This window comes from Paenibacillus hunanensis (assembly GCF_034055775.1).
GTDB lineage: Bacteria > Bacillota > Bacilli > Paenibacillales > Paenibacillaceae > Saccharibacillus > Saccharibacillus hunanensis.
The window spans coordinates 397,987-421,244 of sequence record NZ_CP139194.1 but is presented as its reverse complement, the minus strand read 5'-3'; the positions used below and the strand labels follow the sequence as shown (position 1 = coordinate 421,244).

The following is a 23,258-nucleotide window of genomic DNA, read 5'->3' as shown; positions in this document are numbered from 1 at the left end:
ACCAGCGAGAAAGGGGGTTCTTTATATATCTTAGGGTAAGCGCCACAACATTACGTAGATTACATACGCTCCAGATTAACGGATCAGGTCAATCGCTGTCTGTGGTACGAATGTTTTTTCGCCATTGAAAACGATCGTTCCGTTCAGGTTGATGGTTTTATCGTTCAGAATAGCTGTGTTTTTGTATACAGGCAGACGCAGTGTGTCGCTGCCCTTCGTTACAACCATCACAGGATTGCGCTCGTCTGTGCGATCCCATGTTACGGTTGCCCCTTTAGCAGCAAATGTAGCTTCTGCGGGTACGAATAGCTGCTGGGTCACAGAAGCAAGATTCAAGCCTAGCGCACTTTCCATATAACGGGCGAGGTCTGTATTTTCAACTAGTCCAGTCAGCTGCTTGCCGCCAGGACCGTAGGAATACAGCACCACATCGCCGCCTGTATGTCCATTACTTGTCCAGCCGATATGTGCGCGCTTGCTGATGATTGGCCCTACTGTGTAGTTCATGCTGCCTGCTTTGGTTGCTTTGATCGCAGCGATCTCGTCCGCCGTCAGATCGGTAATGCCAAAGCTTTCGCTCATCACCTGCACGATATTGCTACGGTCACTGTTCAGCAGCTTTTCGATGCCCTCGCCCGTTACTTTTGCCTTTTTCAGTGGATCGATAAAGGTGGACAGTGGCAGCTCGTCGTAGTTGTTAGACGTTTCACGGTCACCGATCGTCAGACCGCCGTTCATATGGTCAGTCGAAGCGATTACGAGTGTATTGCCATCTTTTTTCGCGAATGCTAATGCTTCCGCTACCGCTTTATCAAATGCATTCACATCACTGATAATACCGATCGGATCGTTCGCATGGGCTGCCCAGTCCACCTTACTGCCTTCGACCATCAGGAAAAATCCATCCTGATCCTTCGACAGAATCTCAATCGCCTTGGATGTCATTTCCGCCAGACTTGGTTGCTTGGCAGGATCGCGATCCATATCATAATCCATCGCTTTGTTCGCGAACATGCCCCATACCTTGCCATTGCTCGCAGCTTTAAGCCCTGCTGTATCGGTGACGACATTGTAGCCCAGACGATGAATCGCTGCTGTCAGATCCTCGCCATCCTTACGTCCTGCTGCGGTAAAATATTGTGCGCCTCCACCCAGCACCACATCGATACCTGCGTATACCTGCTGCTCACTCAGCGCATCATAGTTACTACGATCTGGATAGTGGGCACTAAAATCTGCTGGTGTCGCGTGCATAATTTCGGAGGTTGCGATAATACCAGTCGCCTTGTTGGATAACTTGGCCGCTTCTACTAGATTAGCGACTGGACGCTTCGCATCACCCGGTGCGATCGGCTTCAAGCCTGGCATCGTGTTCTGGTCAGGCAATACGCCCACATAACCCGTGTGGGATTTGTAGCCTGTTGCAAAAGCAGTTCCAGCTGGTGCTGAATCGGCAATCGCTGCATCTGCGGAATAGGTGCGTACAAGTCCACTTGCCATTTCATCCAGTGCCAGCATCTCGCCGCCATTGTACCAGCGCGCCAGTGCTGTCGCATCCTGTGCCATGCCATCTGGAATGAGCATAATGACGTTTTTCGCCTTTATCTCTGGCTGCTCCTTCGCTGCTGCATTACTTACACCTGCCGGGAACGCCAGCAGCATCGAGGATGCCAATACCCCTGCCATGACAGAGGCTACCTTGCGCTTGCCCTGCTTCTTCATTGTACTCATCATCGTATACTCATCTCCTTATTCATATGGCTGTTTTTGAATGCCGATCCGCTCGGTTCATCCTATGTATAGGCTTGCTTGCCGAATTGATTGTACCAATCGATAATTAACGCAATGTACGGGGAAACAGGGGCAAAATGTAAAAAAAGAGCCGTTTTGTTAACTGTAGATTAACAAAAGTGGCTCTTTATTCCTGTATATTCATATCGGTTGGGACATTTTTTACAAGCTGTTCACAATTCCCTTGTACACGTCGATCGCTGCGGCGCGAGATTTTTTGAGATCAACAATCGCGTCGGGACGTGGCTGATGAATCTCTTTGGCGGACAAATGCTTCAGCTCAGGCAGCCATTGCCGGATATAATCGCCTTCTGGATCATATTTTGCCGACTGAGTTACCGCATTCACCACACGGAAATACGGCGACGCATTCACACCGAGCGAGGCACACCACATCCAGTTGCCGCGATTGATAATATTATCATAGTCAAGCAGCTTACGGCGGAAATACTGCTCCCCCAGCGTGAACGGACATTGCAGATTTTTTGTCAAAAACATAGCCGATAAAATGCGCAGGCGATTGTGCATACAGCCTGTTTCATTCAATTGACGCATCGAAGCATCGATAACCGGAATCCCCGTCTCGCCCTTATACCATGCTTCAAAATGACGATCATCCAGTGCGGACAGATCGTACTTCTTCTCATACTGGAAATAATTCTCGTCATAGATCGCCTGATATAAGTAAAAGTCGCGAAATGCAATTTGCCGAATCCATTCCTCACTCTGCTCCCGGTCAATCGCACTGCTATACATCTCTCGCACCGACAGCGCACCAGCGACCAGATGCGGATTCAGCTCACTGGATGGATCGATTGCATAATAGTCACGTTCTTCGCCATAATCTTTGATTTTCCCCTTCACAAACTGCTCTAGCTTGGGCTGCGGATCGTCTGCTGGCTTGAAGTCGTCCATGGCAAATGGAAGCTTGAATTGCTCAGGCAGCTCTAGCTTTTGCTTACTCACCTTCAGCTCACCCAGCGATACGGGTGAAACTGGATTCGGATTCGCATCCAGAAAGTCGAGCCATTTGCGATGAAAAGCGGAAAACACCTTATAATAGCCATCCTTACCTGTAAAATCGGTAAAGGGCTCCACATGAATCATCATATGATCCAGCAGCAGCGTGAACTCCGCACCATGCTGCTTCGCTACATGAGCAAGCTTCCGATCACGCTCGCGTGCATATGGTGTAAAATCACGATGGGCTACCACCTCATCGATCTCATACTGCTCCAAAATCGCATCCAGCACATCCTCCGGCTTCCCATACGCAATGTGTAGCTCGCGCTGGTGCTTGTGATACTGACGCATCAGCCGATGCGCGTGACCGAGAAAGTTGATGCCGCTATGCTCCTTTTCCCGATGCTTGCGCAGCAAAAAGGGATCGATAATGAGCAGATGCATGCTCTCCGCGCCGCTCTCTTTTAAATAATCAAAACCTGCCAGATCATGTGTACGCAGGTCTTTGCGATGAATAAACAATTTCAATGCCGTATCCTCCTGTATGCTATAGGTGAATGGCCTGCTGCCATATATGCCATGTAGAGGTTATATACCCGATTTATGCAGAGATACACGCGCCAGTATAGGAGTACGTGAAGAAATAACTGATCGAGCAGTCTAGTGAATGCTCTGTATCACCGATCAAGCAATCTGATGAAGAGTCTGTATATCTGTATAACTGATCAAATAATCTAATGAAGAAGCTGTATCACCAATCAAATAATCTAGTCCACGTCCTGTATCACTTTTATCAGAGCGTTGGAATGGATACATTAGAATAGATAGCAGATATCGCTTAAAGGATCGGCGTATCCTGCTTCCTATGAGCGTACTCTAACGTTCCTACTTTGTGATATATAACGATTATACCCAGCCTACTATACTTGAGACTGCAAACGATTCAGCACATCCGCTAACGACATATCCTCCATCGAAGCTAACCGTAGATCGTAATGCTCAAATGGCAGGAATGACGTTACCGGATTCGGTACAATCGTGCAATGCAGCCCTGCACCCTTGGCTGCACGAAGTCCATTAAGCGAGTCTTCAAAAGCAACCGCTTCATGCGCTGGAATACGGAGCTCATCGATCACTCGTAGATACAGCTCTGGATCGGGCTTCACCGCGGAGACATCATCGCTCGTCTTGATCACCTCAAAATAGTTCCGTAGCTCCAAACGCTGTAAATAATATTCGATCCATTTGCGATCCGAGCTTGTAGCGAGCGCGATCCGCAATCCCAGCTGCTTCGCTTCCTCCAAATACGACTGCACGCCTGCACGTGCTTGCAGCACGTCCACACGCCCTGGAATCATCGCTGATACTTCCTGCTCAATCGTGCGACCGATGCCAGGCTCCTTTAGCTCACGTTCAATATAGTTGCGGAAATCGTCATTATGCGTACCGATGCTAGGTGCAAATTGCTCCAGTGTTAGCTCCAAACGATACCGAGCCAGCACCTCCTTATAGCATTCAAACCACACCGTTTCCGTATCCAAAATCAATCCATCAAAGTCAAATACAACCGCCTTAATCATTTGTATATGCTCCCTCCGTTTTCTATATATCGCCATCCATGCATCAGCATTGCCAGCTACCTAGCCTATAAGCACGATTATACAGAAGCACAGCCGTTGTTCAACTTTCCAGTGAAGCTGTGATATTTCCCATGGACAAAACCTTATTACCCGAAGTAAAAGTATCATCCAGCATGTTAGCTTTTGTTTAAATGCAATTTATCGAGGGTAATAGAAAGCATGCTCCAATCGATACATGAATACCTAACATGAACAACTTACGAAAAGGAGATGTTTATTATGACAGAACATAAAGATAGCGGTCTGGGCGACAAAATCAAAGGTACGATTTCCAAAATTAAAGGTGAAGCAAAGGATCAATACGGTAACGCAACCGACAACGCTTCCCTGCAAGCGGAAGGTAAAATCGACAAAGCTAAAGGCGAGGTTCAACAAAAAGTCGGCGAAGCTAAAGACCGTCACAACCACTAATCTCACAGCATTCACATGGACTGCTACAGCAGTCTAGAATGGGATGATTGCCATACTGAGCGCTTGCTATGACTATGATCGGTATGGCGCCTGCTACGATCAGAATAATGATCACGATCTGGCGTAAAATAAGTGAGTACTTCAATGGAGTACATACTTGTTTTTACAAGAGTTGGCGAGCGAATATCTGTTTGATCGCTTTATAGAATAGTCTATAAAGATGGGCAATTTTATAGTGATATCGAATAGGTGGGAAGTTGGTTACTCATCACCAAAGTGAATACATTATTCTTATAACAATTATTTTATAACATTTAAATTGAAGTGCGTCGTATGTGCTTGTTATGTACAGCTCAGACTATGCACACGTAATATCAATTGTATTTGATATTATGATATAAAGAAGCGCCCTGTCTCGTTTACAGAGATAAGGCGCTTCTTTTATTGGGTGAATGCTAGGTTGAAGCTTGGCGGATGTCATGATGAATAAGGACTACACTAATCTAGGTGTGGTTTTCACAGGTATTGTGTTGATACGATATCGATGTAATGTCAATGAGATATCGATTAAGTATTCATTCAATATCCATATATCGTCATTCTTTTCTTGCTTTTATTGTAATGATACGTTTAATCTGCTCGGTCTCATCCCTGCTTACTATGGCTTTGCATCGTATTTCTGTATCCTATTAATGAGTACCGCGTTAATGAGTACCGCGGCTTGTGTAATCGTCATACACGCTGTGATCCGTATCATAAAATAATACATCGCCATCTGCTACTTCATACGATACGCCATATGGATCGGTCATCAGATGATCCCGTTTTCCATCCGTGCCGTCGTACCCTTCCAGCTGCCACCATGGGTTGCTCAGTGGTGCATGGATGTATTGTAGGTGCGGATGTGTCGTATCCCCATTCACAATCGACTCGATATCCAGATTGACCACAATAAAGCCCTGCTTCAAAAAAATCGGTGATTTCTCATCCAGCACATGACTACGTCCATACGCGGCTAAGTCGGTTCCCTTCGGGACAGCATATACACGTGCAGGCAGGCTGTATTCCCCATACCACTGCTGCACACTTGCATTCACGCGTGCAGGTGTTGCCGAAGCGTTCGCTGGGCGTGCTGGTGACTGGATAAATGTGCGTAGCGGAGAAGGAAGAATCTGAATATCATAACCGCCGGTGTAGGTGGGTTGACCGGCTCGTTTTAAGAATTGAACCAGATACTGCTCCTTCGAGATCATCCAGCCGCTCGTGAGCTCATAGATTGATGTTGCCGTTTGCTTGAGGTCAGCCATCGGTACATTGCGTAGCCGTTGATTCAGCGTCACCTGTCTACGCTCGACATCAGCGGCAGAGCCGATGCGGATAAACGATTGCTTGTCCGAATGGTAATACAGATCGACCGGAATACGCTCCGGTGCCGTCGCTGCCGACCGATCCTGGTAGTAAAAGCTCGGCGTGAGCTGGATCGCATCCCGATCCCCAAACATATTTCCCATCGTTTTCAGATCGAATTTGAAATGGTAGCCCGTTTTGACGGTGACGTTTTTCGAGCCGGGCTGCGGATGACTGCCGCGCAGGATCGGCAGGACATACGGACGCGTATTGCCACGTGGCTCGCCATCGATACCGTTTGGCCCAACCCAGTAGGAGCGTCCCGTCGGTAATGGACTACCAACCGCTTGGCGGAATACCGTTTCCCAGGCAAAGTCCGCAATGTCGGTCACATGAAAATCGTACAATCGTCCGATCACCTCGACATCGACCGTATCTTTGGCGACATGGTGATTCAGATCGGTATTAGCATCCTGCTGCGCAGTGAAGCTGGTCGGTGCATTTTCAGCGATAGTGCGAAACGCGATCGTGTAGTTGCCTTCATCGATCCAGACGGGGAGCTGGAATACCGTATCGAGCTGCTGGACAGGAATATCGATCCACGTTTGCTTCGGATAGAATGTTTTGTGATCCGCACTGTACACATCGAACGGAAACCAGACCTGTTTCGTTTTGAAATACTTGGCATAGTCTCGTTTGCCGTAGCCTGGATACGCATTGATATCCAGATGCTGTCCGGTGGTAGGAATGCGCACGGTAAACGGACGATTCAAAATGAGCGCCATGCGATCCGCGCTCGGAACGGTTTTCTGGTTATGCGTCTTGTCATCTGAAACGGAGGCATAGTCGACGACAGGGGTATGTACGGTCACGCTATTGATGTTATTGATCGGATAACTCTGGTCGCCTTGCCCGTTTACATCGCCTTCTACCATCGTATACATCATCGTTCCGGTCGATGGCGTGTTCCCTCGGTTAATGAGGGTACGACTGATAAGCTGAGAGCCTTTATACAGGATTTGCTCGCCAGCGTCTTTATAGGAGCGAATCTTTGTTGGTGCTGGAATTTCCTTAGGTGCAACTGTGGTTGCTTTCACCCAATCTCCATTCATGACTTCAGTGTCTTTGTTCTTATAGCTAAACTGAATCGCGTCATTACGAACTTGAGGCTCGTCGGTTTTACTTTCTGCCATACTTTTGAGCTTACTTCGGTCGTTCGGTGGAGATGGTCGACCAGATCGCCCGCCATCGATCGTACCCGGGCTGTAATTGAGCGACCCTGTCTTGGCTGGACGCACATGGTCGTTCACTTCGGTGCTGGCTTCGGTTGCTAACGCAGGTGCAGTGTAGTTTGTCGCTTGTAGAGTCACTGAACCTCCAGGTAGCGCATAGTTACTCAGCTTCGCTTGATTCACGCCTAGCACCTGAAGCTGATTGATCTGCCAGTACGTGTAGTCGCGAGTAAAGTCAAACGTATACGTTTTCGATGCGCTTCCCGTCTTGGTCTTCCACTCGTCTTTATTGTTTTTTTCTTTCCATGTGAGGCTGTAGGTTACTTTGACTTCGCAATCGTACTTAATCTTACCTTTCATTTCGCCAAAAGTATGCTGGAATAGATACTCATATCCCCAAGCGTTGGCATACAGATTTTCGCTCGTAGGAATGCCCTGGGTAGCGTCAAAGTGACGTCCATTCGCTCGATCATCTCCAAGGATATGCCCGGCTGCTTCAGGATTCATAAGTTGCTTACTGATCGCCTGCGATTGTGCTGGTGGTAAGATTGTATATGTACAAGCTTCAAATGGTGGTGGAGGCGGTGGTGGAGTACAGACGCCATTTTCAGAAGCCGTTTGCCCTGGCTCGCAAACTTCTTCATCCACCTTATAGTATTGATAAATCCGATATTGTTCGAAATTCCCTTTGTAGGGTTCTAGCTTGGGTGGATTGCCCTCTGTAATGTCTTTAAACTTCGATGGATCACTACCGTCTGTTGTTTTCTTATAGCCGGCATAGGTATAGCCCTCATGTGTTGGTGGCTCAAATGTATACGGTGTACCTGGCTTCATTTCTTCGATACGTGGTGGGAAGATGTCATTGAGTGACTTGCCGTCTACCGTTTTGTAGTAGACGCTGAGCTTGGAGTCCAATTCAATTGTAAAAAGTACGGGAACATAAATACGATATCCTACCGTATTTGGTCCGCATTGCGTTGTGCAACTGTCCGTAATGTCTTCAGGGTCTTTTGCATTTAATTTTATTAAAATATTTGTGGGAATCCTTGCAGTATCTGTTCCAATACCACTTTTACTGTAGGTAAGTGCGCTATTCTCCGTCCCAATAGACATTGCATTAGAATATTTATTCCATATACTTTGTCCTCCCTCTGGTTTTTCTGTTCTTGAAAATTCAAAGTAAATAGCATTTTGTGCATCACGTTTGTATAAACTAGCATCTATACTTTTTATGGTACGCCCAGGAAAGGAGAATTGATAATCTTGTTCTGCCAGACCATCGTCACCTCTATTTGGGGCTTTTCCACCAGACCACGTTGAGCCATGCCACATATCGTAATACATCATCCCGACAAAATATCTGTAGTTTGCTTTTGTTGTATTTTCTGCATCGTCTTGATAATACTTTAATGGTGTTGATACATCGGCAGCCTTTACAATATGAGAACCGATAATAGATGATAATAAACTATTCACAGTAAAAATTATTACGACAATAAATAAGAAGTAACTCTTGTTTTTATCTGTCCACTTCATAATCATTCTCTCCAAGGATTATCCATTAAAACCAAACTATCTTTTGAAGAATTTGTATGGAAACCTATATATTTAATGTCCTGAATCTTCAACGGTTTAGAGTCATTAATATTATCAAGAAGTGCGTCTCTTTCCGCATAGATGGAATAAAATGTATACACTGTTCCATCACTATTCTTTTTCAATAAATCTTTCCGATCGTATCTGTAACGTACATCTCCTTTGTTGGTCAGAAGCAGTAAGTTTGGTGACCATGAGTCACTTCTTACGCGAATATAGGTATGACCGTCATAGGCGCTGCCGTCATGAAAAGTATACAGATCCATACTGTAAATATAATCAGACATCAATAAAGGGAAATTCGAGAGTTTGATTTTCACAGCTTTTTGAAATGGGGTTCCAAATTCATCCTCTAGCAAATAAGATTTTTTAGAAAAAAACGATTTATACGGATTAAGACTTGTTTTAGCTAACCCCAATTCATCTACAGTCGGCGGCACCTTACTCCCAATCCACACCCACTTACTAATCTGATCCCAATCCACTGTCTGTCCTAATCCTTCGCTCACCAAGCGCAATGGCACATATGTACGCTGCTGCTTCACGATAATCTTGCTATCATACGTTTTGCTCTCGCCATCCACTACGGCTGTCGATGAACCGACTGTCATGGTCACGCTGTGCTTGTCCGTCTTGAGCGTTACGGTCTGCTTACCGCTGCTTTGTGCGTAACCTACCTTGGCACCGAGCTTCTCTGAAATAAAACGAATTGGCACCATAACCGCGCTATTCTCATCCTGAAATGGCTTTGCATCGGGAAATGCCATTTTGCGAGCATTCAGCAAAACCTCAACTTGCGAATTTACTGCAATTTTAGCTTCCACAGCCTGAGCCTGCGGGGTAAACATCGGCACTACACCTGCAATCATACTGGCAGCAAGCACCGCCACAAGCGTTTTTTTCAATCCTTTATTCTTTTGCTGCTTCATCATTTCTTTTTCACTCCCTGTTGTATAGTGGATTGCACTTCCCTGTTCTACCCTTGTCGGCTGTACGCCCATCCTATAAACCTCCCGAAAATAAATGAACTGGACTATCTTTTCGAAGCTCGTAAAGCTTAAAGATCCTGTTGCGCCCATCCCCATCTCTTATAGCTACTATACTAGCTCGTCCGCTCTATGCTCATGCTGAATCCCTCATCAAGTTTATGTATATCCGAGCCCAGACTACTCTCACCCTGCGTAGTAGTAGGCGGTTGAGTCCTTATTTTATATCATAGCCAGTGGGCAGACCGCGCACCTATCGCTTCTTTCTTCTTATCGGCAGTACATCCATTTTTTATAATTTTATTCCAGCATTACACACTAAAAAGCACACACAACTCCCATTCCCGGGAATCATGTGTGCTTCACATGTCGTTCGTTATTCATTTAAACACAGAGTAAAACACTTGCAGACACTTGTCAATACGGTTCATACGGCAGATTATATTCCCCTACTCGGTATCCGGTCACAATACAGGTGAAATATAATAAATCATAGCGAGTTGCGCTACACTCAGTCCTTTTTGTAGCGACCATTCACGAGCCATTGAGGCACACGTACATTCTGCTTCGCTTCACTACAACCTACTATCCGCCCCTTACGTTACCCCATCTGAATGAGTGAACGATTCTTATGCTACATCCACTCACTCCGCTCTCGCCTTCTCCCACCACAGCCTCCAGCCGATCCAGCCAAACGCCAGCACATGCAGAACAGCCACGGCAATACCAGGCGCTGGCGAAAGTGTACTCATCATCACCGACCACAGATTATACGTAATCGTAAGGCTGAGTAGCAGCGCCAGCGCAATCCAGCGTGAATCCAGCATCGCGACAAACAACAACAGGATCAGCGCTGGCACACTATAGCGCTCATGGATTTCAGTAGGCAGCATGAAAAAGGCAAAACATAGCCATACCCCTGCCTTGAGCACAACAGACGTGTCCAGCTTACGAATACGCAGCATATACCAGCCACTGTACAGTACCGCAATGACAAGCAGCAGCAAGCCAATATGCCGGAGTGAAATGATCCCGAACAGCCGTATCGTATCATTCGTATCTGGAGCTACGCCGACGAGATAATACCAGATATTCAGCGCATTGAGCGTAACCTGTGTATACATACCAACCGCACTCAGGTACGCGCCACGAATCATCGAATTCAGCCCGCCATGACTGGCAAAATACATTCCGGCAACAAGTAGGGGCAACAGTGCTCCACCTAGCAGATATAGAATCGGACGAATCCGACGCTCCAGTAAGCAGCGCAGCACGTACCAGCCTAGCACGGGAGCAATAACAATCGCTTGTAGCTTGGTCAGCAATGCCAGTGCGAACAGTATGCCTGCTCCAAGTGGTAACGACAATAGCAACAGGAGCGAGCCTGCCATGAGCATTCCATTCAACACATCCACCTGTCCCCACACAGCGCCGTTCACGATGAGCACCGGATTCAGGGCAAACCATGCCAGCAGCAGCATACGGGTACGCGGATTCGCTGCCTGACGCGACCACAGGGTTACGACCAGAAAGGCGAGCATATCAAGCAAAATAAGCAGACTTTTGTACGTGAGTGTTCCTGCTACCGCCTGCAAGCCGAGTAGCCGAAGTAAATGAGCATAACCCTCCATAATAAGCAAAAAGATCGGTGGATAGTTAATACCACCATTATTCATATATACGTTGCCCAGTCCATAGTTCCCTACATCACTCATCCATTGCACAAACAGTCGCTGATCGTCAATAAAGCCTGGATAGCGTCCCCCCATCCAGATACGTACAACGATACCAGCGATAAATAATACGATAATCGGAATGATCCCTCTTAGCTGGCGATGCCGCATCGTACGCGAGCGATTGTATTCGCCAGTAGCCGATAATGTAACACGTTTATTCATACAGTCTAACCTCCCTGTGCAGTGCAAAACGATAATTCATTGCACCCTGCGTCTAGCGATATCGACGCTGGAAGCGGCAGACGTTGATCCAAGGACGACTGGAATACCGCGCATCATAGTCTGATCGGTACACAGTCAAAAACGCTGTTAGCTTGAAACTATTATACAAGCGTGCTATACCGATTTACCAATATCGTGTACATATTTCCATACATATCGTAAAAAGGTTAGGGCAGAAGACAGAATTTCGTGTTTTTATACGGATTTGCTGTAATTAAGTGTTGTCAAATCTCCTGTTTTATCGAAAAATGGGATTTGTGCATCTTTTTATTAGATACATCGTAAACATGGAAGACTTTATTTATAGCAGCATGAGGGAGTGAACTGACACCAATGTATTATCCACTACGCTATATCGAGTGGTCGGAGCAGGAAGAACGAGAGCTAGGTCTGATTCAAGAATACCCTTCGGTTCAGCAGGATGAGCTATTTCTATACAAGCTCGTCGATTCAATCAAGCTGAATAACCGAATCTGGGTGCATGTGTCCCATGAAACAGAGGACGATACGAGTCATCTCATCTATGTGCGTCCATTTGCAGAAGAATTGCCTGCGCCATACCAGAAGGAAATGGCTCGCATAATTGCCGGGCAAAAGGATTATCCTTCACGCATGGTGCTGGAATACTGGATTTGGGATGGATACCAGTTCGTGCGCCGCGAGTCCGGCAATAGCTGGATGTCTGCGCTCGATATTGCACGGGTGCTGCTCGATCATTGTCGCACCGAGGGCGATGTGACCTATGAGCTGTTGTACATCACACTGGATGCAGATCGACAGAAGGTCATGATTTTTATGAAAGAGGTGAATGTATAATGGAGCGAAATCCATCTCAGCAGCCTGCGCAGAGCGAATTCGCACAGCCGCTGCTCGCGCACACCGGAACACCTGCCGTCTATATAGATGGGTCAGAGCAAGCAAGCTCTACAGATCAGAAGGAAAGCTCTGCCAGTCTGAATAGTAGACGCGCACGGATGACAGCCTTCTCCTTGTTGCTGGCTGTACCTGTAGCGCTCACTGCCTGCTCAAGTGATGACAATGCACGCTGTGAATACGATCAGAACGGCAATCCGTACAATTGCGACAATTATTCCAGTAGCTCGTCCAGCAGTAGCCACTACTATAAAAGTAGCAGCAGTTCCGATTCGCATAGCGGCTTTGGCAGCTCGGGCTCTGGCTTTTCCTTCTTTGGAGGGTAAACGGATGCGTGATGTATATAATCTGAACATCCCGCATGAGCAGCTTTTTACAGGCGAGCTGGCGGAGCGGATTCCGTATCATCGAATGTATGGTAAGCCGTATTGTCTGCCTGCGCTAACCCTTTATACAGCCGAAGAATATGAGCGTATTGCCATTGCCTCTGAACGTGTACATAAGCTGTATCGGAAAGGCCTACAATTTGTGCAGCAGTATTTACCATTGAGCTATCTGACCGATCAGCTGGCTATTCATCCTGTGCTGGCGCGTATCGCCTGCTCGCCTGTGAGCTGGGACGGGCTTACACGGATGGACTGGATTATCGGGCCAGAAGGAGAGCTCAAGTGTATTGAAAATAATACCGAAACCCCGACCGGCATTCCTGAGGTCGCTTATCTGGAGGGCAAGCTAGTACAGCATGCTCCTCATCTGCACCCTGCCTCGGCACAAATGAACGACTGCATCCAGCAGATGTTCAGAGAGGCTGTATCGGACTACCAGCAGCGAGGACTTCAAGGCAAGCTGTACATGACAAGCTATGATTGGCATGACGAGGATCGGATGAATACGCTCTATTTAATGGAGCAATGTCAGCTGATTGGCATCGATGCCCAGTTCGTACCGCTGGAGCAGCTTCGCATCGTACCGGATGATGGGCTGTATTACGGTGATGAACGAATTGAGCTACTCTACCGACTGTATCCACTGGAGTATCTGGTCGAGGATCGCGAGGAAGAAAGCGGTCGTACGGTCGGTCTGGATCTGCTGGAGCTGGTCGAGGGAGGGAAGCTTGGCTTGATCAATCCGGTGCAGCATATTATTACGCAAAGTAAAGGCTTTACCGCGACGCTCTGGTCGTTATATGAGCGCAATGAGGAGCTGGTAGAGCACGCTGGCTTCCGCCTGTTCACACCAGAGGAATGCGAGTGGATTAAGCAATATATGCTGCCGACTTATTTTACACCCGAGCCATTTATTCAGACAGATACGCCTTATGTGAGCAAAAGCTATTTTGGTCGTGAAGGACAGGGAACACAGCTTGTGGAGCAGCCACAACATGGTTCGCATGATGCGCAGCATGAAGTCGATCTACACAATCAGGCGATATCGGATGCATCGGAATTAATAGAGCGTTCCGAAGAGCAGGTTTCACTCTCTATGCAAGATCAACAGCAAGCTTCCTCGCTCCAGCATCTGCTTGAGGAAGCCGATGTGGACTGGGACTCCTTATCTCCTGCTGAACAGGAAGCGTATGAGCTTGCGGCAACGACTGCCTACTATAATGAGCAGCCCAAAATCTATCAGCAGCTACAGCCGATGCAAACGATCTGTGCACAGACAGCAGATGACCGTTACGAGGGCTATCTGTTAACCGGAGCGTTTGTTATTGGGGGTCGCTTTGCTGGACTGCTACCTCGCATCGGTAGCAAGGTGACGGATAATCTGGCTTATTATTGTGCCGCTGCGGTTGTGCCAGAGGTAGATTGAATTTTTTTATTTAAAGAGGTGCGCCTGCACTTGTGATTGTGAGTGCTTGTGCTTGTGCTTGTGCTTGTGCTTGTGCTTGTGTCAAATGGTCATCTATTTCAAGCTAACATCCTAGGAGGGAATTTCATTGAAAAACTTTGCAACCGATCTGATGCATGTAGGTATCGGACTGGTCATTTTATTCGCTATTTTGTTTGTAGGCTATTATGTGTTCAGCCTGCTCACTCGCTACAATGATAATAAGCAAATCGCCGCTGGTAACGAGGCGGCTGGGATGTACATGGGCAGCAAGCTGCTCGGTCTGTGTATTATCGTAGGACTCGTCTCGATCAATTCGGATAATTGGCTCGATGTGATCGTCTGGTCGGCTGTTGGTATTGTAGTGCTGTGTCTGGTATACGTTATTTTCGATCTGGTTACACCGCGCACGAAGGTATGTGAGCAGATCGAGAATGGCAATATGGCAGTAGCTCAGTTGCTGCGCTCGCTGATTATCGGTATTTCCTTTGTCGTTGGAACATTCGTGATGTAAACCCGACTATCGTATGGTTAGGCACGGACTAACATGTTCGTTCTGTTTACTAACCCATACATCATAGTAGACAGATCGTCACCCTATAAGAAAAAGCAGGCTCTCTATATCCCATTAAAGGGTAGAGAGCCTGCTTTTTTTGTTTGCCGTTTCGTTAGCTGTATCTCATACAATATCGTCTAGTGCTTATGCTATTGGGGCTAGGGATGCGTACTGTAACCCCGATAAAAAGCTACCGTCTACACTACACCCTACACTCGTGTATCCCGAGCCATCACACGTAATGACATGTGACGCGCTCAGAATGGAGCATTCGGATGCTAAATAGTCCGTCATCCCTCTATCCGCTTGTTCCGTATAGCTCCCGATCGTAGATCAGGAAGCAACATATCCGTAAGAGCCGGATTTGTATGTTGTTGGATCATACCATTTGTAGCCTGCTGCTGGTGCTGCCCAAGGTTCTTGCTGTGGCTCTGTCGATGTGGATGGGTTCTCAATCGACAGCAGCGATGTTTTGCTGTCCAGTGTCAGTCCGCTCACCTGTGTAAAATCGGTGTAGCTTTCCTTTTGTGCCAGCCAGCGAACCGTGTTCACGAGCAGTGTTGCATCGTCGACTTCTTTGAAGCCGTCATAGGTCTTTTTCGTTTGTCCATTCTCTTCACGCTTGTACTTTGGTGTTGCATCTTCAACTGGAGAAGAATCGCCGATAAAAGCTGCTTTACCTGCGCCCAGCTTGGAGATGGCTGCATACGGGCCTTCGGCGCGACCGCCACCATTGTATACGCCCTGATCTACCGCGCTACCCCATTTGGATACGCCTGTTGGGATGTAGACGATACCTTTAGCTTTGTTCGGATCGATGATAGCCAGTGTGGAGCCTGCATGCATCGCTACCGAGCTTACTCCCTGTGTAATACCAAATGATTGAGCAGGTGCTACGATATCCGTTGCATTCACATCACCCAGTGCATTGTAGCGGAAACGAATACCAAAGTTCGTGCCGAGCCAGTCTGAGCCAGTTACGCCCTGCATCGCTGGTGAATTCGCTTCTTCACTGCTCATGCCCAGTGCTGGGTTGCTGTACGCACCACGACGATAGCCGTTCATGGATTCCGAGCCATCCCAGCGGTTTTTGTTACGGTCGGCATTGTAATGGTCACCAATGAAGAAAATGCTGCCACCTGCTTTTACATATTGCAGCATCGCTGCTTGCTCGCTCGCCTTAAATGGAACGTTTGGCTCTGCCAGTACGAATACGTCATAGTTTTTCAGCTTGTCATACGTGATCGCTTGCTCGCCAAAAGTGTACGGGATCGAGCGCTCCAGCGCTTCTACCGTAAAGCCAGCTGAACGCAGACCATTCGCAAAGTCGGAGAAACCACCGTCGATCACCCAGTCTGCTGCACCTGCTGTTTGACCATGAGTGTTATCGAAAAGTACCTTTTTACCCGATCCGCCTGGAAGACCTGTGCCTGGATCTGGATTAGGTGTTGGCGTTGTGCTATCGCCGCCTACTGTCATAGCAGTTGGGCTTTTTACGCCTGCAAAATTGTTATATGTACCCGCTGTTCCTGTAACGGTAATGGTTTTGCCAATCAGACTCGGATTGGATTGCAGTCCGAACTGAGAGCGGTAGGATGTAGTGATCTGTACGTCCAGCAGCTTGTTGACGTTCGTCTCGCTGCTGCTATCTGCCAGCAGGATGTTGAAGTCATTGGCAAATGGACTTTGGAAATTAGCTGTCTTAGAGCCTGTTGCATGACCCACCACGATTCCTGTTACCGTAATCGTGCCACCATTTTGAGATTGAATCGCCTGAGCAACGGTCAATGCGCCAGCTGCCTTTGCCTGCTCCTGCGGAATCATCGTGAACAATGATGTAACCGCCAGCAGTGCTGTCAGCATAATTGCAGACAGTCTTTTTTTCATGTGATGCTTCATAAGCACTCCTCCTGTACCCGTATGTATGGGTAAAATATGATTCTTTAATAAAGATAATTCTTTTTTATCTAGCATATTCCTCTTTTATGTAAAAATTTAATAAAATTTACTTTTATGTTGGGACAAGTTTGAGTTGATGAGCTGATTATAGAGAATGTACTGCTATTGGAGTTCATTTTTACGATAGGTAGACAAAAATATGAATTTGAACTAAAATGTCCAATGTGTCAATCATCCTACCTTTGAGTTGTTTGGATTTGATTTGGGGGGATGGTTTGTGCTGAAGGAGTAGATTAGGTATATGGTAAATGTGTGCTTATGGGATACAGCACTCCGGGAAGGAATAAGGGAACAGACTCCCGTATCGCACAGGAATCTACGAAGTAGGAGTGCATGGTAGATTCCCGTGCTCAAAAGTCGTCTTTTTCCCTTATTTCCTTCCCTGCGTTCCGTGGGGATTGTAGGCATACGAATTGAAGTACACGTTCTTGTTGCTTTAGCTTATCTTTGCTACTTCAGCTTGTCCTTGCTGCTTCAGATTACTTTGGACGGTACAATCGAGCTTTGTTGCATATGGAATATCAATTGATTACGCATAAAGTATTACATACAAAATTATGCTTGGCTTCAAAGTGATTTTTTTGTTCTTTTGTACAAAAAGTAAATTTTGTATGGTTAATTCTGTTTTTTTCTCAAGCTTAGATAGCTTTTAATTATGCGCAATCAGCATGAGGCAAGGAAATGCTAATGTAGGCGTGAGTCATTTTGTATGTGCAATTGTCTTATTTGAATTGCTGAGAATGTGGTGCAGTGCAAGTTACGTTACGATAAATAGAAATTCATTTTATTGCACTGATAGTGCATGATGCCATAAGTATAAGCATATAACTGTGAGAAGAAGATAAAGGATTCCGGCTCCTTGCAGTCTTAGCGCATTTCTAGTGAGGGTTCCTAGTGTAGATTCGATGAAAAATGATTTTTGCGAAGCAAAATATTTTATCTTTTAAAACATGAACTGACCTTCTGGAGGGGATTATTATTTTTGATAAATTGGAGAAAAAATCGCTGGTGGAGCAGCTTTGTGAGCGGTTGGAGCAGCAGATTCGGAGTGGGGCATGGCAGGTGGGGATGCGGATTCCGAAGGAAGCGGATTTGATGGAGCAGTTTGGGGTGAGTCGCAATACGCTACGGGAAGCGGTACGGGCGCTGGTGCATGTGGGATTGTTGTCTACACGGCAGGGAGACGGTACGTTTGTGGTGGCTGACAGTCCGCTCGGGCCGGTGTTGCAGAAACGGCTGAGTAGCTCCAGTGCGATTGAGATTTTGGAGGTTCGTCATGCGCTGGATCGCGAAGCGGTGGTGCTTGCTTGTGCGCGGCGCACGGAGGAACAGCTTGTAGTGATGGAGCATTATGCTGGACTGTGTGAGCAGCATCGGGCGGCAGAGCAGATTGAGCAGTTTGTCGATGTGGACATGCATTTGCATCAGGTGATTGTGGAGGCTTCTGGAAATGCGCTGCTGGTTGATCTGTATCAGCATCTGTTTGAACGCATTCAGATGTCGATCATGAGCACGACCGAGGTAAGTAGCGATGGCGATCATACGGGACATCGTAATCTGATTGCCGCTATTCGTGAACGTAATGAAGCACAGGCGGCTGCGATTGTGGATGATTATATTGGACATTTTAAAAATATACTGATCGACAATAAGGCAGATACGGTATCGAATACGACTTCCAGTGATACCGATTCAGCCAACCTGCGTTTGGATCAGAATCATATAGAGGAGAATCACACATCATGAATCGAACGTTGCAACCGGCTGGGATGAGCACGCCGCTGCGGAATCCCGCTTTTCTATTGTTTTGTATTTTGTTTGTTTCGTTTAATATGCGTAGTCCGATTACAGGCCTCAGTCCGCTGCTGGATCTGATTCGGGGCGACTTTCCAATTTCAAATACGATGGCTGGCTTTCTGACGACGATTCCGCTGCTTGCCTTTGCGCTATTATCGCCTTTTGTGGCGAAGCTGGCAGGTAGCTATGGCATGGAAAAGATTATTTTCTTCTCGCTGATCGTGCTTGTTATTGGAGGCTGGCTGCGTCCATTTGGTGGACTGACGTTGTTGATTCTCGGTACATTTTTGACGGGACTCGCGATTGCGGTGGTTAATGTTATTTTGCCGGGCTTGATCAAACGCGAGTTCCCACATCGGATCGGAATTATGACGAGCATTTATTCGATCTGTACCAATGTGTTCGCTGCGCTCGCGTCGGCGGTGAGCTTACCGCTGGCGATGAATGGTGGATTCGGCTGGAAAGGATCGATTTTGACATGGACAGTGCTGGGAACGGCTGCGCTGTTATTCTGGACAACTCAGCTGCGTCACAATCGCGTTGCACGACTGGCGAAGCGTACACAGCAGGCTGGTGAGAGCGTGTGGCGTTCGCCGCTGGCGTGGAAAATCACATTTTTCATGGGGATGCAGTCGCTGATTTTCTATGTGTCGATCGCATGGCTGCCGGATATTTTGCAGCAGCAGGGGTTAACGCGTCTGCAAGCCGGCTATATGCTATCGCTGATGCAGTTCTCGATGCTACCGTTTAACTTTCTAGTACCGATTCTGGCGGCAAGGCTGGCAACACAGCGTCTGCTCGTGCTTGTAACGGTTGCGCTGTATCTGATCGGGCTGGCAGGGCTTATCTTTGGCGGTGGTCATATTGTGCTGGTTGCGATCTGCCTGATTCTAGTCGGCATCGCCGGGGCAGCATCGTTCAGTCTATCGATGATGTTCTTCAATCTGCGTACGCGTACGCCGGAGCAAGCGACCGAAGTGTCCGGTATGGCACAATCGATCGGATACCTGCTGGCAGCATGCGGCCCGACCTTGTTCGGTATTTTGCATGACGTCTCCAACAGCTGGACGATTCCGTTATTGCTACTTGTCGTCGCCGCTGCTAGCCTTCTGTATACAGGATTAGGCGCAGGCAGCCCTGGCTATATTTACCCTGCGACGTCCAAGGACAATGAAATACATGTAAAATAAAGCTGATTCTGCACTACTACAAAAATCGTATTATGACTCGAATGAAAACGGAGCGGCAACCCTGTACTATGGGTTGTCGCTCCGTTTTCGCTTACTATCCGCAACTCTACAATGTAGCTTATCGTCACCCCTCCCCTTCCAAACACTCCATATTGTTGTTCCTGTACTCGCGTCCCATTGGAGCTTATTGCGATGTAGCTCACCAAACTCTCGATAATGCTATTCCTGCACCCTGTTTCATACAGCCAATCTTGATTCAACTTTAGTTTGTAGTCATATATACTGAATAAGACAGCTTTGCCTGTATAGCTAACCGCACGATCATTACATACTCTACTTACACAAGAGAGGAGATTCACTTATGAACCATCCATTCCGCATACTTGCGATCTCGGGAAGTCTCCGCCAGTCGTCCTCCAATACATTATTAATGAACGCCATCATTAGGCTCGCTCCTAGCCAGCTGACCTTTACTACCTATACGGGTCTCAACGACTTGCCCCATTTCAATCCAGATCTGGACACCGATCATGGCCCTCTGCCTGTTCAACATTTGAGAACACAGATTGATGGAGCCGATGGGGTTCTCATTTGTAGTCCTGAATACGGAAATGGCGTACCTGGCGCACTCAAAAACGCACTCGATTGGATCGTATCCTCTGGCGAATTTGTCAACAAGCCTACCGCCGTCATTACCGCTTCCCCCTCTCCTATGGGCGGCAACTATGCTAATGAATCCTTACTGCTTACGTTGCAAATGATCAATGCCCAGGTATCGCAGCAAATGGCACTAACGATCCCACATATTACGTTAAAGCTCTCCAAAGACGGCACCATCACAGACCCAGCCTTAAAGCAAAGCCTGAAATCTATACTCCAAGCTCTACAGCAAGCCTGCTATTAAAACAAAAACGAGCATCTATCCTATGAAGCACGCTCCAAGTCTATATCATTATTTTGAAATACTAAGCATTATTTAACTGATCTTTAGTTGAGCTCATACTGCTTTTGTTGTTCTTGCTGTCTTTGACATTCTTGACGTTCTTGCTACTTTTAATAATCTTACTTCTTCTACTGCTTTTCCTGCCATCACTGTTCTTACCGTACACCTACTTTTTCTATACCCTTCTCACCTATTCCGTTAATGCTCGATTCTCTAACAAAACTGGCTTTCACAACATAATCAGCAAGTATCAACGTCAGCGCAATTCCGTGATTTTCTAATGAATTCAGATTAATTCGCTCAGATTAGGGTATGTTCTATAGTGAGCCTAAAAGCAATCCAAAGGGAGGAATCACAAATGACTACAGATATCAAAACTACCGTTAAACTGAACAATGGCGTGGAAATCCCATGGTTCGGTCTGGGTGTATGGCAAGTAGAAGAAGGCGAAGATGCAACTAAATCCGTTAATGCTGCGATCGAAGCAGGCTATGTACTGATCGATACCGCTGCTGCCTATAAAAACGAGGAAAGTGTCGGCAAAGCGATCCGCGAATCCGGCATCCCACGTGATCAATTGTTCGTGACATCCAAGCTGTGGAATGCCGATCAAGGCTATGAATCCACACTGGCTGCATTCGATGCAACGATGGACAAATTAGGACTGGATGTGCTGGATCTATACCTGATCCACTGGCCAGTCAAAGGCAAATATAAAGATTCCTGGCGCGCCATGGAAAAGCTGTACAAAGACGGCCGCATCCGTGCCATCGGCGTAAGTAACTTCCAACCACACCATCTGGACGATCTGCTCGCAGATGCCGAAGTCGTTCCAGCAGTCAATCAGGTGGAATTCCACCCGCTGCTGACACAAAACGAGCTGCTCGACTACTGCGCTCAAAAAGGTATCCAGGTTGAAGCCTGGTCTCCACTCGCACGTGGTAAGCTGTTCGATAACGATGTCGTCAAAACCATCGCCGATAAATACGGCAAAAGCCCTGCACAGGTTCTGCTACGCTGGGTACTCGACAAAGGTGTAGTCGTACTGACTCGTTCCGTTAAACCTGAGCGCATCGCCGACAACGCCAACATTTTCGACTTCCAGCTGACTATCGACGAAATCGACCAGCTGAGCGCCCTCAACAAAAACGAACGCACCGGCCCAGACCCAGATAACTTTAATTTCTAATTGATCATTAACTGCTAATGATCGCTGTGAAATGAGAACTCGATCTATGGATCTATAAGGTATTTTCAAGGTGCTCAAGGCATTTAAGATGCTTGCTCCTGATCGACTTGATCCTTATGGATAAATATAGAGCAGCATATGACCCTATATATCGATTAAGCTCTACACTTAATCGAATCGAACTACAAACGCATATACAACCAACACCGCCTACCCGCTCCATACGAGCCAATAGGCGGTGTTTTTCTGAATGGCTATGCCTGTCTCTATTCCTAACACCTGCCTACGTTAATTGCTTCTATTCGGTGAGGCTAGCTATATATTAGAGTTTGATTGCATAGGTTCCTTTAGATTACATATATCATCACCATCTAATGAGCTAGTTGTTATATGTCTTTAATCTGTTGAATCGATGAATATTTAAACAGAGACTATCTGAGATGTTTGAATGTTTGAGTATTGAGCTTTGAGTAGACCTCATTATTTAGAACCTGTAAGAATGAGCGTCTCAAGTATTTGGGGGTTACGGGGTTACGGGGTTACGGGGTTACGGGGTTACGGGGTTACGGGGTTACGGGGTTACGGGGTTACGGGGTTACGGGGTTACGAACTTCTGAGCTTGTGACTCTTGAATCTGCACATTCTCCTTGAGAGTATTTGAGTCGCTAACTCTTTGTAGATTAAACTGCTAAAAACCCACTTAAATTCACAAACGATACATAAGATACTGTTACAACTCAAAAGCCTACTTATACCTGCTAAAAGGACTTTATAGGTTTTCTCACCATTCGTCTGCGACAAGCACAGAGCGAAGGCAAGGAAATAAGGGGACAGGACGACTTATAGTGTTAGTGCTTTCCTAACACGGGGTTCAATGAAAAGTGATTTTTGCGAAGCAAAATATCTTACTGCTTACGAGGGGCGGGAATCTTCATTTTATCCCAATTCCAAAAGATTCCCGCGGCTCCACCCGAGTCCATCCCCTTATTCCTTGCCG

At 46.9% G+C, this 23,258-nt stretch carries 16 protein-coding genes; 9 read left to right on the top strand and 7 right to left on the bottom strand.

Annotated features, from left to right (window positions below):
- Positions 1-75: 75 nt before the first annotated feature.
- The 3 genes from SK066_RS01640 to SK066_RS01630 form a co-directional block, all read right to left on the bottom strand.
- Entirely contained in the window at positions 76-1,734 is a 1,659-nt protein-coding gene (locus SK066_RS01640; RefSeq protein ID WP_320543385.1) for an alkaline phosphatase, read from the bottom strand.
- Between the two features lie 219 nt (positions 1,735-1,953).
- Positions 1,954-3,282, bottom strand: coding sequence for a cryptochrome/photolyase family protein (locus tag SK066_RS01635; RefSeq protein ID WP_320543384.1), 1,329 nt, complete (start codon positions 3,280-3,282; stop codon positions 1,954-1,956).
- 392 nt (positions 3,283-3,674) lie between these two features.
- Complete coding sequence (locus SK066_RS01630) at positions 3,675-4,334, bottom strand: HAD family hydrolase (RefSeq protein ID WP_320543383.1); 660 nt, start codon at positions 4,332-4,334, stop codon at positions 3,675-3,677.
- A 279-nt stretch (positions 4,335-4,613) separates the two neighbouring features.
- On the opposite strand from SK066_RS01630, the gene SK066_RS01625 reads away from it, so the two are divergent.
- Positions 4,614-4,805, top strand: a complete 192-nt coding sequence (locus tag SK066_RS01625) for a CsbD family protein (protein ID WP_188774416.1) — start codon at positions 4,614-4,616, stop codon at positions 4,803-4,805.
- A 704-nt stretch (positions 4,806-5,509) separates the two neighbouring features.
- Here SK066_RS01625 and SK066_RS01620 read toward each other — a convergent pair.
- From SK066_RS01620 to SK066_RS01610, 3 genes are all read right to left on the bottom strand, one after another.
- Positions 5,510-8,299, bottom strand: a complete 2,790-nt coding sequence (locus SK066_RS01620) for a DUF5704 domain-containing protein (RefSeq protein WP_320543382.1) — start codon at positions 8,297-8,299, stop codon at positions 5,510-5,512.
- Positions 8,300-8,922: 623 nt separating this feature from the next.
- Positions 8,923-9,981, bottom strand: a complete 1,059-nt coding sequence (locus SK066_RS01615; protein ID WP_320543381.1) for a copper amine oxidase N-terminal domain-containing protein — start codon at positions 9,979-9,981, stop codon at positions 8,923-8,925.
- 629 nt (positions 9,982-10,610) lie between these two features.
- The gene (locus tag SK066_RS01610; protein ID WP_320543380.1) at positions 10,611-11,864 is read right to left on the bottom strand and encodes a hypothetical protein; all 1,254 of its coding nucleotides are present in this window, start codon (positions 11,862-11,864) and stop codon (positions 10,611-10,613) included.
- Positions 11,865-12,257: 393 nt separating this feature from the next.
- Between SK066_RS01610 and SK066_RS01605 the strand changes: the two genes are divergently transcribed.
- From SK066_RS01605 to SK066_RS01590, 4 genes are all read left to right on the top strand, one after another.
- Positions 12,258-12,740: a hypothetical protein gene (locus tag SK066_RS01605; protein WP_320543379.1), complete on the top strand. Its 483-nt coding sequence runs from the start codon at positions 12,258-12,260 to the stop codon at positions 12,738-12,740.
- Entirely contained in the window at positions 12,740-13,123 is a 384-nt protein-coding gene (locus SK066_RS01600; protein ID WP_320543378.1) for a hypothetical protein, read from the top strand. Before SK066_RS01605 ends, SK066_RS01600 begins: the two co-directional genes overlap by 1 nt.
- A gap of 4 nt (positions 13,124-13,127) precedes the next feature.
- A complete protein-coding gene (locus tag SK066_RS01595) occupies positions 13,128-14,609 on the top strand; it encodes a glutathionylspermidine synthase family protein (protein ID WP_320543377.1) in 1,482 nt (493 codons plus the stop codon).
- 151 nt (positions 14,610-14,760) lie between these two features.
- Positions 14,761-15,141, top strand: coding sequence for a DUF350 domain-containing protein (locus SK066_RS01590; RefSeq protein WP_188774602.1), 381 nt, complete (start codon positions 14,761-14,763; stop codon positions 15,139-15,141).
- A 375-nt stretch (positions 15,142-15,516) separates the two neighbouring features.
- Here the strand turns inward: SK066_RS01590 and SK066_RS01585 are convergent, their stop codons facing one another.
- Positions 15,517-17,046, bottom strand: a complete 1,530-nt coding sequence (locus SK066_RS01585) for a DUF6359 domain-containing protein (protein WP_320544777.1) — start codon at positions 17,044-17,046, stop codon at positions 15,517-15,519.
- A 1,074-nt stretch (positions 17,047-18,120) separates the two neighbouring features.
- Between SK066_RS01585 and SK066_RS01580 the strand changes: the two genes are divergently transcribed.
- From SK066_RS01580 to SK066_RS01565, 4 genes are all read left to right on the top strand, one after another.
- Complete coding sequence (locus SK066_RS01580) at positions 18,121-18,888, top strand: FadR/GntR family transcriptional regulator (protein ID WP_320544776.1); 768 nt, start codon at positions 18,121-18,123, stop codon at positions 18,886-18,888.
- Positions 18,885-20,129 (top strand): CynX/NimT family MFS transporter, encoded by a 1,245-nt coding sequence (locus tag SK066_RS01575; RefSeq protein ID WP_320543376.1) that lies wholly within the window; start codon positions 18,885-18,887, stop codon positions 20,127-20,129. The genes SK066_RS01580 and SK066_RS01575 overlap by 4 nt, the downstream gene beginning before the upstream one ends.
- Before the next feature lie 361 nt (positions 20,130-20,490).
- Entirely contained in the window at positions 20,491-21,033 is a 543-nt protein-coding gene (locus tag SK066_RS01570) for an NADPH-dependent FMN reductase (RefSeq protein ID WP_320543375.1), read from the top strand.
- A 397-nt stretch (positions 21,034-21,430) separates the two neighbouring features.
- Positions 21,431-22,261: an aldo/keto reductase gene (locus SK066_RS01565; protein WP_320543374.1), complete on the top strand. Its 831-nt coding sequence runs from the start codon at positions 21,431-21,433 to the stop codon at positions 22,259-22,261.
- Positions 22,262-23,258: the final 997 nt, after the last annotated feature.